Origin of the sequence: Pseudoalteromonas sp. SW0106-04 (assembly GCF_001293805.1) — a bacterium.
GTDB classification, from domain to species: domain Bacteria; phylum Pseudomonadota; class Gammaproteobacteria; order Enterobacterales; family Alteromonadaceae; genus Pseudoalteromonas; species Pseudoalteromonas ruthenica.
This window is the reverse complement of sequence record NZ_BCAI01000002.1, coordinates 117,167-131,646: the sequence shown is the minus strand read 5'-3', so window position 1 is coordinate 131,646 and position 14,480 is coordinate 117,167. Positions and strand designations below refer to the sequence as shown.

The following is a 14,480-nucleotide window of genomic DNA, read 5'->3' as shown; positions in this document are numbered from 1 at the left end:
GCTACTACCTTTTATTTAGCCCTCAAGAGCTTCGCGGATAGCCGCTAATCGCCCCTGCTGCAAAGCCGTTTTAATTGCAGCGCCACTGATCCCTTGTTGGATATAGGTTTGGGCACTGACTTGTTGAGCATGGTGCGCGGCTTGGCGTACCTGATGCTGAGTGTCGAACTGACCTAAGGTGTAGGCATCGTAACTTATCAGTAATTGATTGAGGTGCTCTGGGCGGCGCCATAAATCAATGGCATTAAATAGCTCCAGCAGTATCTCAGCATCGTATTGGGCCAGTATCTGAAGATGTTGGGCCAACAATTGAGCGCTGTGAATAAATTGATTAGGGACGCGAAAATGTTGGAAAAAGGCTTCACGTTCATCGTGACTGAGATCACACATCAGTAGTGCGAAATGGGCAGTAGCCGCTAAGCTTTGCTGGCGTGCATAGTCAATACGCGGGGTTAGCCAAGCGTGCTGTTCAGGCCAGCGAGTGGCGAGTGCAGGGCATAACTCAGTTAAAGCATGTGCCTGATACAAAGCATCAACGAAGCAGTCGATATAGCCGTCTTCCAGAGCTTTATGCCATTCTAACCAAACACGCTCGGGTGTTAAGCTTGCAAGTTCGCCACTGGCGGCTATCTCTCGCATTAGCGTTAGTGTTTCATCAGCAATCGTGAAGCCCAATTCATGGTAACGAGCGCGAAAGCGTGCGACTCGAAGTACTCGCAGCGGGTCTTCACTAAAGGCGGGGCTGACATGACGTAATATGCGTTGCTCAAGGTCCTTCTGGCCATGATAAGGGTCAATCAGTTGACCTTCAGCATCTTCAGCAATGGCATTGACTGTTAAATCGCGTCGCGCTAAGTCCTGCTCTAGTGTGATGTCTGGCGTAAAGTCGCAAATAAACCCGGTATACCCTTGTCCCTGCTTACGCTCAGTGCGTGCCAGAGCATGCTCATCCTTGGTTTTGGGATGCAAAAAAACGGGAAAGTCCCTACCTACTTGAGTAAAGCCCAGCGTCTTCATTTGCTCTACTGTCGCACCGACCACAACATAATCGTACTCTTTGACTTTGCGGCCTAATAATTTATCTCGTACTGCGCCGCCGACAAGGTAGGTTTGCATGCTCATTCCGTTATTGTGCTGTTATTAATGGTGATGATTGTATCAGAGTTTTCTCGCTGGCGTTTTTTTGTCATTATAGGCGCGATAATAAAAACGACTGTGCGCAGCGATTGCTCGGCGCAGTTAACCTGGGCGACAAACTCAAAGGACCTTGTTTGTGTATCAAGACTATTTTGGCTTAAGCGAAAAGCCGTTTTCTATTGCGCCGAATCCAGAATACTTGTATTTGAGTGAACGTCACAAAGAGGCGCTTGCCCATTTAACGCACGGGCTTGGGGAGTCAGGCGGGTTTGTATTGCTGACTGGTGAAGTGGGCACGGGGAAAACCACCGTCACTCGTTGTATGTTGGAGCAAGTGCCAGACTCTACACAGGTTGCCTTTATTCTTAACCCAACCTTATCTGAGCTGGAGTTACTGGCGAGTATTTGTGATGAGTTGGCTATTTCGTATGACTCAGAAAAAGCCACCCTGAAGGTGCTGACGGACTTAATTAAAGCGCGCTTACTGGATAATCACCAGCAAGGGCGTCATACCATGTTGATCATTGATGAAGCGCAACATCTTGCTCCACAAGTGTTAGAGCAATTGCGATTACTGACTAACCTGGAAACAAACCACAAAAAATTGCTGCAAATTATCCTTGTGGGTCAACCCGAGCTGCAAACTCTATTGCGTCGCAATGAATTGCGCCAACTTGCGCAGCGCATTACCGCGCGCTATCACTTATTGCCGTTAGCTTTGACTCAGGTGGATGCTTATATAAAACATCGTTTAAAGGTAGCAGGGGGTCGACAAACCTTGTTCGACAAAGGTGCAGTAAAGTACGTGCATCAACTTACAGGGGGGATCCCTAGGCTGATTAACTTGTTGTGTGAACGAGCTTTATTAGGAGCGTATTCGGCGCAGGTGAATCACATTAATAAGCGTATTATTGTGCAAGCTGCGCGTGAAGCCTTGCCTGAAACAGAGCAACCTCTGCCTCGCCAACAAGGTCGGTATTGGCGATTTATTTTCACCCTCGGTGGCATTATGATGCTATTTGCCTTGGGCATTGGCTTATCTTACATCATTTAAGGCAACTATTTATGTCACTGTTATTAGATGCACTCAAACAATCACAAAATCCCGGTGCACAGCTTCCCGGCGAAGGCCTTGAGCAGCAACAGGCGCTGCGTTTTTATCGACGTTTAACCTGGTCTTTGCTGTTAGTTGTTATTGTATTGATTACGTTGGCCATCGGGTATTTTGTCGGTAAGCAATGGCAGTTACATACGCAGCCTCAGGAGCACCCAAGCAAGCAAGCGAAAGCGGCGACTGAATCGCCTGCACAACGCTCAGACGCGACTGAGCAAGCGCCTACTACAGCCACGGATAGCGAGGCAAATGTGGCAACGTCCCCGGGACAAGTCAATATGCAAGCATTGCAAATGCCAGGGCAAGTGAACCCTTATCAGCAAATGGTTCCTGTGTATGTTATGCCGCAAATGACTCAACCTTATTCAGCACCTGGGGCTTACATGCAATGGGTGCCAACACAGGCTAATACCGCTATGCAAATACAGCCTCACTATCAGGCTAATATGAATACGCAAGCAGCAAATCAAGGGCAATATAGGGTGGTTGGACAGCCCATGACACAGACCCACGCTTACTCACAGTCTAAGCAAGTGAATAACGGCTACAACAATGGCTTGAGCAATCAAAATGACAGCGGTGCTGAGCGCACCTATGAGCAACAAAATGATGCTCAATTAGCTGGGGTATCTGATGATTTAAAACGCGCATTTGCCGATGCCGTGGCAGCCACTGAAAATATGGAAACCGATGATTCAGTCACCACCGCAAGTCGCGCCAGCTCAATGGCAGATCCGATAGAGCTATTGCCTGAGACCATCCAGAACCGTATTCCTAAACTTGTTTATCAAGCTCATATTTATGCCACAGAGCAAAGCAAACGGTGGATAAAAATCAATGGTTACGAACTGTATGAGGGCGATTCTGTGGGTCGTCTACGGGTCGTAGAAATTACCCCAGAGCAGAGCATTTTGAGCATTGATAACTATGAATTTAGCCTCGAAGCGATGCAAGATTGGCCGTAGCGCTAAGCGATTAAGGGGAAGTGTGTAACACTTCCCCTAGTGGATTTTAGCGCTGCCAAAAACGTAACTGACGTAGCTGCTCTACAAATTGAGTGATATCAGTCGAGTCGAAGTCTATCCAACCCTCGTCTTTGCTCTGTCCAAGGCCAGCAGCAGAGATTAAAGGCGAGACATGCTCGGTATAACCGATAAACTTCATGTGCGCGTGAGCATCACTAATAAAGTCCTTGGCCTCAGCAATGTCAGCTAACTTTTCAGCACCTTCTTTGGTTGTTAACACGGCTATAGCGTCATACAGCACAGAAGGCCCGCCGTTGATAACTTGATCAGCCTGGTGATGATGGCCGCAGCTTGATTTTGCGCCTCCGACCTGCGCCGCTATCACTTCATAGCGTGCGCCCTCGTTATCTAATGCAGTGGTCAGCGCTTTAAAAAGTGTTAAGTCGAAACCATCACTGATTAGAATCCCCAGTTTTCGGCCAGCAAAAGTGTGCGCAGTATTTTTCAAAATACTCAATGCATCTGATGTAGGTAAATCATCTCGAGTGGGCATAGCTGCTTGTGCAGGCTCCGGCATAGTTTGCAGACGTAGACCATCGGCGACCTCATTAGCTAAGGTGGTATCAATATTAAGTAAGTGTGAGACCACGCGTTCACGAATGGCAAGGTGCTCTACTTTAGATAGCTCGAATACCAGAGCATAGTGAATATGGGCTTGCTCTATCGGCGTTTGACTGAGGTAAAACTGCCTTGCTTGACTATAGTGATCGGCAAAGGTCTCTGAACGATAACGAAGTTTATCGCCGTCTGTATGCTCTGAAGCGCTTTTATATCCTGTTGTTGGACACTCTCGAGGATTATGCTCATGTTCTTGCCAAGAGTTCGGCTCATAGTTTATGCGGCCTTTAGGGTTGTGCATAGCCATATGACCATCTTGGTGAAAGTGAGCCATTGGGCATTTTGGGGCGTTCACTGGGATATGAGTAAAATTAGGGCCCCCTAAGCGCTTAGTTTGCGTATCTACATACGAAAAATTGCGCCCCTGTAATAATGGGTCCGGAGTAAAATCTAATCCCGGGACAATATTTTGTGTACAAAAAGCAACTTGTTCTGTTTCTGCAAAAAAGTTATCAACGGCGCGGTTGAGTACCATGCGGCCAACTATTTGCACCGGCACTTGCTCCTCTGGAATAAGCTTGGTGGCATCGAGCACATCAAACTCGAACTGATCAGCAAACTCTTGGCTGAACACTTGAACCCCTAGCTCCCACTCGGGGTAGTCGCCTTTGGCAATCGACTCCCACATATCACGACGATGATAGTCGGGATCTGCGCCGTTCAGCTTCAGTGCTTCGTTCCAAACCACTGATTGCATCCCCTGTTTTGGTTTCCAATGAAATTTAACGTAGTTTTCCTCTCCCTCGGCATTGATAAACTTAAAGGTATGCACGCCAAAACCTTCCATAAAGCGCAGTGAACGGGGAATAGCGCGGTCCGACATGGCCCACATAACCATGTGCATGGACTCCGGCGTAAGACTGATAAAATCCCAAAAGTTGTCATGAGCCGTTTGTGCCTGCGGAAACCCTCTGTCCGGCTCTGCCTTGGCGCTATGAATGAGGTCTGGGAATTTCATTGCGTCTTGAATGAAAAATACCGGAATGTTATTTCCCACTAAATCCCAATTACCTTCTTGGGTATAGAATTTTACTGCAAAGCCACGAACATCACGCGCTAAATCAGGTGAGCCTTTATTGCCAGCAACAGTTGAAAAGCGAGCAAAAACTGGGGTCTTCTCACCTTTACGTTGAAATAAGTCAGCACAGGTTAATTGCGATAGTGACTCATAAGTCTCGAAGTAACCGTGCGCACCGTAACCACGAGCATGCACCACTCGTTCAGGGATACGCTCATGATCAAAATGAAATAGTTTCTCACGTAGCACATGATCTTCTAGCAGTCCTGGGCCACGCTTAGCGGCGGTCAGTGAGTTTTGATTATCACTTACCGGACAGCCTTGAGCTGTGGTCATCGTTGGGTGCTTTTCTGATGCTTTTTGGTGAAGCTCACCACCACTGCCTTTATTGCCTTGGTATTTGAATGATTCAGCCATTTGCCATCCTTATTGCTCATTTCAAAAGTAGAGTGAATAATGAGTTTGTAGCAAAATAGGGACCATCACAAAGTCAGCGGGTATTGCTTGGCTTTCAGCGTTGTTTTCGTTTTTAGAAGGGAAGAAAACGGGAACAAGTTGCACAGGGCGCTGTAACTTTTTCAACAATACCGCTCAGCACCCTATATAGTTCTTTTTTAAGGCATCAGTGAGTGCTTGAAAAAACGCATCAGGTCGATGTTGAAAAGCTCAGGTTTAACAGCTGCTTCGAGCTCTTCGTTGGCCCGAGCTCGGGTTAAATCTATATCCTCAACCTGAGTGTAGTGGGCATGCTTAGCATTGTAGAAGGTTTTGACCTGAGGTTTGAGAGGGTCATTAGGGTTGCTGCGCGACACCACTCCCACCTTATGATTGGTGAGCTTCACCAAGGTGCCTACGGGGTGCACGCCAATGCATTGGATAAAGCGGTTTAATAACTCACCATCAAAGCTATTGGGGACGCCATCTTTGAGAATTTTAAATGCCTGAATTGGGGTCATGCCTTCTTTATAAACGCGCTCGGCGGTTAGCGCATCGTAAACGTCGACTATCGATGCCATGCGCACATACTGACTGATCTCCTCAGCTTTTTTGCCGAAAGGGTAACCAGTGCCGTCAATGCGCTCATGGTGAAACCCGGCAATATCGACGGCAATGCCGGTTAGGCCTGATTGCTCTAAGATTTCTTTACTGAAGCGTGCGTGATCTTTTATGACCGCGAATTCCTGCTCAGTCAAGCGCCCCGGTTTATGTAAAATCTCATCGGGGATTTTTATTTTGCCAATGTCGTGCAGTAAAGCACCAGTGGCTAACTCATGAATGGTGTCAGTATCGAGGCGCAAGTGTTTGGCGAAAATAGTCATCAAGATGGAGACATTAATAGAGTGCTCCATCAAGTAGGCATCTTTTTCCCGTAAACGAGTGAGACAGGCCAGCGCATCTTGATTGCGAAACACCGAATCCATAAAGCCTTTGGCTACGTCTTTGAAAGGTCCTACATCAATCTTACGGCCCGCTTTAATATCTTTAAAAGCTTTGCTTTGTAATTGTTTAGCTTCGCTGTATAGGCGTTGTGCTTTGTTAAGTTCGCTTTCAACGCTCACACTGCTCGCCCAAGGGTCGCTGCTCTGTGGCTTCGCGGACTCCGTTGAAGTGGGTTTTGGTTGTGCTTCTTTGCTTGGTTTTTTGCGCTGTAGCGTCTTGTCGGGATCGATAATGATTTCCTGCACGCCCACTTTTTTTAACTTATCAATCGCGGTTTGCGTTTTTACCCAGCCCTGATTTTTTATTTTCACAGAGCCTGATTGCTTGCTGACCTGAACAACAAACATACCGGGCTTAAGCTGATTGATGGAGATGGTATCGTGCATTGATTTACCGCTTTATGAACTCTTCCTTAAAACATAGCAAAGTTTCCCCTTGCTAGGTAGCAACAATTACTGCTGCAGGCAATAAAAAAGGCGCCGACGGCGCCTTTTTAATCAATAGCTTAGTTATAACTATTCGTCGTCTTCCACGAGCGTCATCAGTGACGTATTGCCCCCTGATGCGGTGGTATCAATACTGATCGTTTTTTCGGTCAGTAGACGATTAATCAGCGTGTCGTAGTACTCGGCACTGATCACTGGCAGGATAGCGCCTTTACGGCCCGCGAGTTGCTGCGCGAAGTAACCTAAGCGCGATGAGCGTGCGGCCACTACAGCACCGGCTAGGTGGCGGTGAGCCAAAATCGCCTGTAGCTGATTAGGTTTTGCTACCTGCAATACGCCTTCGGCAACGCCTGTGGCAACGAACTTATCTCTGAATGCTTGCGCTTCTTCATAGAACAATTCTGAGGCCACGGTGATCACTGTGTTACCAGCCGCTAATGCGGTGATGATAGAGATAGCCCAGAAATTAAAGGACGTACTCTTATCGGCATAACACACGACACAGCCACGAGGTTCGAGATGCAGAGTGTTTGATTCCCCTGTTGGCCCCGGCAGCTCTTTATGGCGTTTCATCCGCTTTTCGATACGGTTGATTTGTGCTCTGGCATCGCTCAAGGTCATTGCTAAGTCATCGGCTAGCTCATCGAGGATCTCTACCGTTGCCAACTTCGCCAGTAACTGACGCAATGCGGAAACACGATCATTCAACGCGGTGGCGCGCCAAATCTTCTCATCGCGCATTGAATTACTCATCAGCTCTTCAACTTTCTCGCTGGCGCCGGAGTAATGGTGAAGGTCACGCTCATCAGGTGGCAAATCAGTCATTTGCACGTTATCAGGCGAGGCCTTCTCTTTGACCAAGCGCAATAGGTAGTTAGGGCCACCGGCTTTCGGTCCGGTGCCAGATAGGCCTCGACCACCGAAAGGTTGCACACCAACAATAGCGCCAATCATATTGCGGTTAACGTATACGTTACCGGCACGAGATTGACGAGCGACATATTGGCAGCGCTCTTCAATACGAGAGTGCACACCCATGGTCAGGCCATAGCCAGTACCATTGATTTGATCGATCACATCGTCCAACTCACTGGCTTTGTAGCGAACAATATGCACGATAGGACCAAATACTTCGCGCTTGAGCACCGATAAATCTTTGATTTCATACAGTCGCGGAGCAAAGAAGTACGCGCCGTTCTCGCTGTTATTAGGAATCGCACATTCATAATGCAAGGTCGCATTGCCTTTGAGGTACTCAACATGATCGTTGAGGGTTTTCAGTGCTTTTTCATCAATCACCGGCCCGATGTCGGTAGACAGGTAGGCAGGGTCGCCCACATGCAACTCGGCCAATGCGCCTTTGAGCATTTCAATCATGCCATCGGCAACATCTTCTTGAATAAATAACACGCGCAATGCCGAACAGCGTTGACCCGCGCTTTGAAAGCCAGACTTGATGACATCATCAACAACCTGTTCCGGCAGCGCTGTCGAATCGACAATCATACAGTTTTGACCGCCCGTTTCGGCAATCAAGGGCACTTGGATGTCGTTACGAGCCGCTAAGGTACGGGAAATCAGTGTGCCTGTTTCTGTGGAGCCTGTGAACATCACGGCCTGGATGCGCTCATCAGGAACAATATGTTCACCCACTTCGCTACCGCGAGCAATCACTGGCTGCACCACATGTTGTGGCAAGCCGACGGAATGCATCAGTTCAATGGCGCGCAAAGCGATAAGACTGGTTTGCTCCGCTGGCTTGGCAATCACGGTATTACCAGTAACGATAGCCGCTGCAACTTGGCCAAGGAAAATAGCCAGTGGGAAGTTCCATGGGCTAATACAGAGGATCACGCCACGTGCCTCGAAACGCTCGTCCTCGGCCAGTTCTTCGGCGCGTGCGGCATAGTAGCGGCAGAAATCCACAGCTTCACGGACTTCATCGATGCCATCTTGGGTCACTTTCCCGGCTTCTTTTATACACAAGGCAACCAGCTCATCATGGTGGCGCTCAAGGATATCGCCGACACGACGCAATAAGTCTGCGCGCTCTTTTACTGGCGTTGCTGACCAAGAGATAAACTCTTTTTCGGCATTTTCCAATAAGGTCTTCATCTCTTCGCCACTTTGCAAATGCAATTGGCCGATGATTTCCTTGTGATTAGCAGGGTTACGCACTGCTAAGTTACCCTCAGCAACCTGATCGTCGCTAATACGATGTTCTTCGAACCAGGTATCAAGGTTTTCTTTTAGCGGCGTGATGGCATTGATATCAGTCAGGTCTAAGCCTTTTGAGTTGGCGCGTTCACTACCATAAAGCTCGATAGGTAATTTGATCTGCTTGTTGTATTTATTACGCAGACCCTGCAGGGTCTCTACCGGGTCTGGCAGCAGTGCTTCTACCGGTTGCTTAGTATCAACAATGGCATTTACAAATGACGAGTTGGCGCCGTTTTCAAGTAGGCGACGTACCAAGTAAGCAAGCAAATCTTCATGCTGGCCCACTGGCGCATACACACGACATTGAATCTTTTCTTTGAGTACAATTTGGTCGTAAAGAGATTCACCCATGCCGTGTAAGCGCTGGAATTCAAAGCCGTGATGGTCACCTTTAGCGACCTCTAAAATGGTCGCTGCAGTGTAAGCATTGTGAGTGGCAAACTGTGGGAATAGCGCATCACGTGCTTCCATTAGTTTGATGGCACAGGCTTTGTACGACACATCGGTGGTAGCTTTACGGGTGAAGACCGGGAAGTGCTCTAAACCGTCTTGCTGTGTGGTTTTAATCTCGGTGTCCCAGTAAGCGCCTTTAACCAAACGCACCATCAGTTTACGACCTACGCGACGAGCAAGTTCTGTAAGCCACTCACAAACAAAAATAGCGCGTTTTTGATAGGCTTGTACCGCCAGACCAAAACCTTGCCAGTCACCTAAATCGGGATCGCTGTATACCGCTTCAATGACATCAAGAGAAATATCTAGGCGGTCGGCTTCTTCGGCGTCAACGGTGAGGCCGATATCGTATTTTTTCGCCAACAGTGCAAGCTCTTTTAGCTTGGGCACAATCTCTGACATAACGCGTTCACGGTGGGTGAACTCGTAGCGTGGATGAATTGCTGATAATTTAACGGAAATGCCGGGGCTTTTTACTGGGCCGCGACCGTTGGCCGCTTTACCAATGGCATTAATTGCATTGACGTAGCTGTCGTAGTAGCGATCAGCATCCGCCATAGTGCGGGCGCCTTCCCCTAGCATGTCGTATGAGTAAACATAGCCTTTGCGCTCGGTTTCTTCGGCGCGTTCAATGGCTTCATCAATGGTTTGCCCCATAACGAACTGCTTGCCCATGATCTTCATGGCATAGTTCACTGCTTTACGGATCACCGGTTCGCCAAGGCGGCCCATGGTGCGTTTTAGCAGGCCAAACTGTTCTTCTTTGTTTTTGTCGGTGTAGTTCACCATTTTTCCGGTGACCAACAAGCCCCACGATGAGGCATTAACAAATAGCGACTCACTGCTACCTAAGTGCGAACTCCAGTCGCCATTAGCGAGTTTATCGCGAATTAAATTATCCTGTGTTTCTTTGTCTGGCACTCGCAATAGCGCTTCTGCCAAACACATTAACACCACCCCTTCCTCAGTCGACAGGGAGAACTCATTTAACAGGGCATCAATACCGTTTTGACCATCTTGGTCCTTGCGAATATTCAATACCATTTGTCGTGCGCGCTCCCAAGCGCGACTGCGTGCCGTAACGCCTACTTCAGCCAGTGGTAAAATATGATCAATGACTTCGTTTTCATCGATACGATAAAAGTCACGGATCTTCTGGCGGATAGGGCATTCAGTAATCAAATTGCCTTCAAATAACATAAGCAACCCTCAAAATCATGGAGTCTAAAAATAGCAACTGTACCCACACCACAAGGTGAGATGGTGGGGCCTCGGTTACGACAATTACTACAGTGTAGGTCACCCCGCTGCTAAAACGCGAAGGTGAGATTGCACTCAATATGAATACATATTCGCGGGCATTCTAATGAAAATGCCGCAGAATATGCTGGTTTAATTTTTCGAAATACGATAATTTACAGGGCATATTTCTTCGTTGTCCGTATAAAATGCTGCTATGTCTTTAACAGCTAAACCTCGCACCTTAGACCGAATCGATCTCGCTATTCTCGACGTTTTACAACGCAATGGTCGGATCTCTAACGTCAATTTAGCTAAGCAAGTTAACCTCAGTCCTAGCCCTTGCCTCGACCGTGTAAAACGGCTCGAATCAGAAGGCTTTATTGAAGGCTATCATGCTAAGCTCAGTGAGCAAAAATTAAACCAAAGTTTATTGGCCCATGTGCAGGTGTCGTTAGTGACATCTAATACCTCGGTATTTAAAACTTTTAAAGAGCATATCCTCAATACACCACAAGTAGTGGAGTGCGATATGGTTGCTGGAGGCTACGACTACTTACTCAAGGTGCGGGTCAGTGATATGAACGAATACCGCCAAGTACTGGGAGATTTAGTGGATATTCCTGGGGTCGGTACGCATCATACGTATATGGTGATTGAAAAAGTAAAAGAAGATACCGGGCTCAGTATCGAGCTGTGAATGCCCTGAGCATGCAAACACAAGCTGTAATATAGAGTTTACGAATAGCGCTATTAGCGACTGGCAAAAAAAAGAGCACCTAGGTGCTCTTTTTGGCTCAATGCAAATTGAAAATAATGATTATGCCCATCCGTCATAGCGCTTGCGGCGCGACAAAATAACGGTGAGGATTATTCCTAAGAATAGACCAATAAATGCAATTGCCCCACCGTAGGTGAGTAACTGTCGCTTTTCTTTGGCCTTTAAGCCTTGTTGTTTAGCATTAAGCGCGTCGCGCTCGGCAATCGCTTGATCTAGCTGAGCTTGCAACTGCTGGGCTTGCTCCTGCAAGTCGCGATTCAGCGTTTGTAGCTCGGGAAGCTGTGCTTGGGCATTGCGCAACGCCTGTTGAGTTTGTGCCAGCTGCTCACCAAGTTCCTGATATTGAATCTTTAAACTTTTATCTTGGTTGATGAACTTAGTTTCAACCCAGCCTTGGCGCTGTTTATCATCGATTATCTCGAGAAAGCCGTTATTTTCTTCACCGCTCACCAGTGTCACTGGCGTGCCCGCATCAACTGAACCTAAAATGCGGTAGTTTTTACCTGCTCCAGAGTGCATAAAAATATACAGTTCATCACTGATATAGGCGGTGCCTTGTTCTGCGTGTGCTGCGGTGGTGAACAATGCGCTGAGCATAAAAGCGAGCGCGACACAGGCGTGTTTGACCATCCAACTTAACCTTGTTTTACGTAAATAATTTCTCCAATCCCAGCATAGTATGGGTTGGCGCAGTGATTGGCAAGGGTGATTTTGTAACTCACCGACGCGGGTAAAGGGGCAAAATAGCACGGCCAAATGGCAAAATGTTTGCATTCGTAGGCGGCTTTGTTTATGTTGTGCTTTTGACGATTTCATTGGTCTTCCTATAGCGCATGGACACTGAGATAGAGCTTAAGTTTTTAGTTTCCGAGGCGGTGATACCGTCCATACCCGCACTCATTACCCAGTTTGCAAAAACCGTAAAAAATAAACCCGCACGCAACCTGCAAAATGCTTATTTCGACACCCCGAGCCGAGAGCTTAGAGCATTAGATATTGGTCTTCGTACTCGCTGTTGTGACGGCGTTTGTGAGCAAACCATTAAGCTTGCAGGTGAGAACGTGGGTGGGCTGCACCAGCGTCCAGAGTACAATTTGCCTATTGACGGAAATCGTCCAGAGCTGCACGACTTTGATGCCAGTATTTGGCCTCATGGGGTGCAAGTGGACGCGTTAGCCGACAATCTCTATCCGCTATTTAGTACTAACTTTATTCGTCGCACTTGGTTAGTTGAAACCCAAGCAGGGACTGAAATAGAGGTGGTGCTGGATAAGGGTGAGGTATCGGCCAACGCCAATGTAGAGCCGATTTGCGAGCTTGAGATTGAATTAGTAAAGGGTGAGCGCAGTGAGCTGTTTTCCCTAGCTGAAAAATTAATCGATAACCTGCCTCTACGCATGGGTTATTACTCAAAGGCAGCTCGAGGTTATCGGCTGGCGGACGATCAGCCGCTCAAAGCCAGTAAAGAGATTGGCCTTGTGCCGCTGAGCAACGATGACAGCCAAGAGCGGGCACTGGAGAAGTGCTTGAGTTATGGCATTGCTTTTGTACAAAAACACGAACAATGTTATTTCCAAAAGCCGACCCTTAAAACGCTGAAACGGGTAACCGATGGTGTCAGTCTTATTCGCCATAGTTTGTGGTTATTCAGCGATATCGTTGAAAAACAAGCGACCGAGCGTCTGCGCGGCGAACTTAAGTGGTTACTGAGCGAGTTAAGTTGGGTCGAGACGGCGATTCAACTGAAAACCTTTACCTCGAAAAAGCATGCTTATTATAAGAAAATCAATGCAGCACCAGAGCTGACTCAGGTGATAGGCGATCTAAAATCCATCCAACCAAGCATTGACGATGTCCAGGCTATATTCACTAGCACACGCTATAACCTGCTGTTGTTAGATTTAACAATCTGGTTGACTGAGCGAGGGTGGCGACAATCATGGGGGCAAGCGCAACTTCAGGCTGGTGAACAGCCAATTCATGATCTGGCGGCACGGCTACTCGACTATGATTGGCAGGAAATGAAAGAGCTCGTTGAGCCTCAACAGCCGCTAGCCAGCGAGCAGTACTTACAGCTTAAGCAGCGCTTGGAACGCAATCTTTTAAGTGGCTGTTGTTTGGGCGCATTGTTTGATGAGTCTTTGCGCATGAGCTTTCGGGCGCCATGGCTAGATATTGTGCACGGCACTTTTGAATTATTCACCCTCGATTACCTTGGTCAGCTGTGCCAAGGTAATGAGAGCGAGCAATTCATCAAAATTCAGGCTTGGTTGACGCAAAAAACCGATAGTCTGTTGAGTGCCATGGAGCAAAGCCGAGAAGCGACTCGTGATGTTCAACCTTATTGGCGCGATTAGCCTACTTAGCCTCAGCTTTGCAGCTGGGGCTGAAATCCAACCTTGGCGGAATTATAAAAACCTCCCTGATTTGAAAGTGGTCTATACCGTCAGTAAAGATGGTATCTACCATATTTATGCTGAGCTTTTCGTTGCCGACGCCCGCACAGCTCAGTTACTGACGCTACTGTATAACACCCAACAAGCATCGCAGTGGTTGCATGCAGTACAAGAAGTTCGTCTTTTGCACTCTCAAGGCAATCGCAACCGCGTATACACGGTGATTAATTCGCCTTGGCCCGTTGCTGATAGGGAGCTTTATACACAAAGTTGCTATCAGCGTGTCAATGACTATACCACTGAGTTACGGGTGCATGCCTATAACCCAAATATCGCTCGTAAAAGTGATAGGATACGCATCACAACCTTGACTGCTAACTGGCGAATGACGCAGCAAGACGACGGCTTACTTATCCGCTATCAGGTTTTTGCCGACCCAGGTGGTAAGCTTCCACGCTGGCTCAGTAATAAAGTATCGTTGAAAAGTGTATCTAAAACTATGATGAGCTTGAAAAGTCAGTTAGCAGCAGTACACGCTCTGCAAGTCGTGCCAATCAGTGCCGGCGATTGCGGCGAGGATTAACTGCCGAGAG

The 14,480-nt window shown here is 47.7% G+C and carries 10 protein-coding genes; 5 read left to right on the top strand and 5 right to left on the bottom strand.

Translation table 11 applies throughout. The features are described from left to right. Window positions 1-15: 15 nt before the first annotated feature. Window positions 16-1,116, bottom strand: coding sequence for a tRNA nucleotidyltransferase (locus W04_RS03160; RefSeq protein WP_053909774.1), 1,101 nt, complete (start codon window positions 1,114-1,116; stop codon window positions 16-18). Between the two features lie 157 nt (window positions 1,117-1,273). Between W04_RS03160 and W04_RS03155 the strand changes: the two genes are divergently transcribed. Further along, window positions 1,274-2,191 (top strand): ExeA family protein, encoded by a 918-nt coding sequence (locus W04_RS03155; RefSeq protein ID WP_053909773.1) that lies wholly within the window; start codon window positions 1,274-1,276, stop codon window positions 2,189-2,191. A gap of 11 nt (window positions 2,192-2,202) precedes the next feature. After that, the gene (locus W04_RS03150) at window positions 2,203-3,216 is read left to right on the top strand and encodes a general secretion pathway protein GspB (protein WP_053909772.1); all 1,014 of its coding nucleotides are present in this window, start codon (window positions 2,203-2,205) and stop codon (window positions 3,214-3,216) included. A gap of 46 nt (window positions 3,217-3,262) precedes the next feature. Here W04_RS03150 and W04_RS03145 read toward each other — a convergent pair whose 3' ends face one another. From W04_RS03145 to putA, 3 genes are all read right to left on the bottom strand, one after another. Then, window positions 3,263-5,329, bottom strand: coding sequence for a catalase (locus W04_RS03145; protein ID WP_053909771.1), 2,067 nt, complete (start codon window positions 5,327-5,329; stop codon window positions 3,263-3,265). Window positions 5,330-5,526: 197 nt separating this feature from the next. Then, a complete protein-coding gene (locus W04_RS03140) occupies window positions 5,527-6,738 on the bottom strand; it encodes an HD-GYP domain-containing protein (RefSeq protein WP_053909770.1) in 1,212 nt (403 codons plus the stop codon). A gap of 129 nt (window positions 6,739-6,867) precedes the next feature. Further along, window positions 6,868-10,671, bottom strand: coding sequence for a bifunctional proline dehydrogenase/L-glutamate gamma-semialdehyde dehydrogenase PutA (putA, locus tag W04_RS03135; protein ID WP_053909769.1), 3,804 nt, complete (start codon window positions 10,669-10,671; stop codon window positions 6,868-6,870). Window positions 10,672-10,927: 256 nt separating this feature from the next. On the opposite strand from putA, the gene W04_RS03130 reads away from it, so the two are divergent. Next, complete coding sequence (locus W04_RS03130; RefSeq protein WP_022943369.1) at window positions 10,928-11,410, top strand: winged helix-turn-helix transcriptional regulator; 483 nt, start codon at window positions 10,928-10,930, stop codon at window positions 11,408-11,410. A gap of 120 nt (window positions 11,411-11,530) precedes the next feature. Here the strand turns inward: W04_RS03130 and W04_RS03125 are convergent, their stop codons facing one another. Then, the gene (locus W04_RS03125; protein ID WP_022943370.1) at window positions 11,531-12,121 is read right to left on the bottom strand and encodes a TIGR04211 family SH3 domain-containing protein; all 591 of its coding nucleotides are present in this window, start codon (window positions 12,119-12,121) and stop codon (window positions 11,531-11,533) included. 203 nt (window positions 12,122-12,324) lie between these two features. Between W04_RS03125 and W04_RS03120 the strand changes: the two genes are divergently transcribed. Next, window positions 12,325-13,848 carry a CYTH and CHAD domain-containing protein gene (locus tag W04_RS03120; RefSeq protein WP_053909768.1) on the top strand — a complete coding sequence of 508 codons (1,524 nt, stop codon included), beginning with the start codon at window positions 12,325-12,327 and terminating at the stop codon, window positions 13,846-13,848. Then, complete coding sequence (locus W04_RS03115; RefSeq protein ID WP_053909767.1) at window positions 13,823-14,470, top strand: START domain-containing protein; 648 nt, start codon at window positions 13,823-13,825, stop codon at window positions 14,468-14,470. Before W04_RS03120 ends, W04_RS03115 begins: the two co-directional genes overlap by 26 nt. Window positions 14,471-14,480 lie beyond the last annotated feature (10 nt).

Coding starts and splice junctions, on each gene's coding strand:
- W04_RS03130 (WP_022943369.1), top strand. CDS start 10,928: ATGTCTTTAACAGCTAAACCTCGCACCTTAGACCGAATCGATCTCGCT.
- W04_RS03120 (WP_053909768.1), top strand. CDS start 12,325: ATGGACACTGAGATAGAGCTTAAGTTTTTAGTTTCCGAGGCGGTGATA.
- W04_RS03125 (WP_022943370.1), bottom strand. CDS start 12,121: ATGGTCAAACACGCCTGTGTCGCGCTCGCTTTTATGCTCAGCGCATTG.
- W04_RS03115 (WP_053909767.1), top strand. CDS start 13,823: ATGTTCAACCTTATTGGCGCGATTAGCCTACTTAGCCTCAGCTTTGCA.
- W04_RS03145 (WP_053909771.1), bottom strand. CDS start 5,329: ATGGCTGAATCATTCAAATACCAAGGCAATAAAGGCAGTGGTGGTGAG.
- W04_RS03160 (WP_053909774.1), bottom strand. CDS start 1,116: ATGCAAACCTACCTTGTCGGCGGCGCAGTACGAGATAAATTATTAGGC.
- W04_RS03150 (WP_053909772.1), top strand. CDS start 2,203: ATGTCACTGTTATTAGATGCACTCAAACAATCACAAAATCCCGGTGCA.
- W04_RS03140 (WP_053909770.1), bottom strand. CDS start 6,738: ATGCACGATACCATCTCCATCAATCAGCTTAAGCCCGGTATGTTTGTT.
- putA (WP_053909769.1), bottom strand. CDS start 10,671: ATGTTATTTGAAGGCAATTTGATTACTGAATGCCCTATCCGCCAGAAG.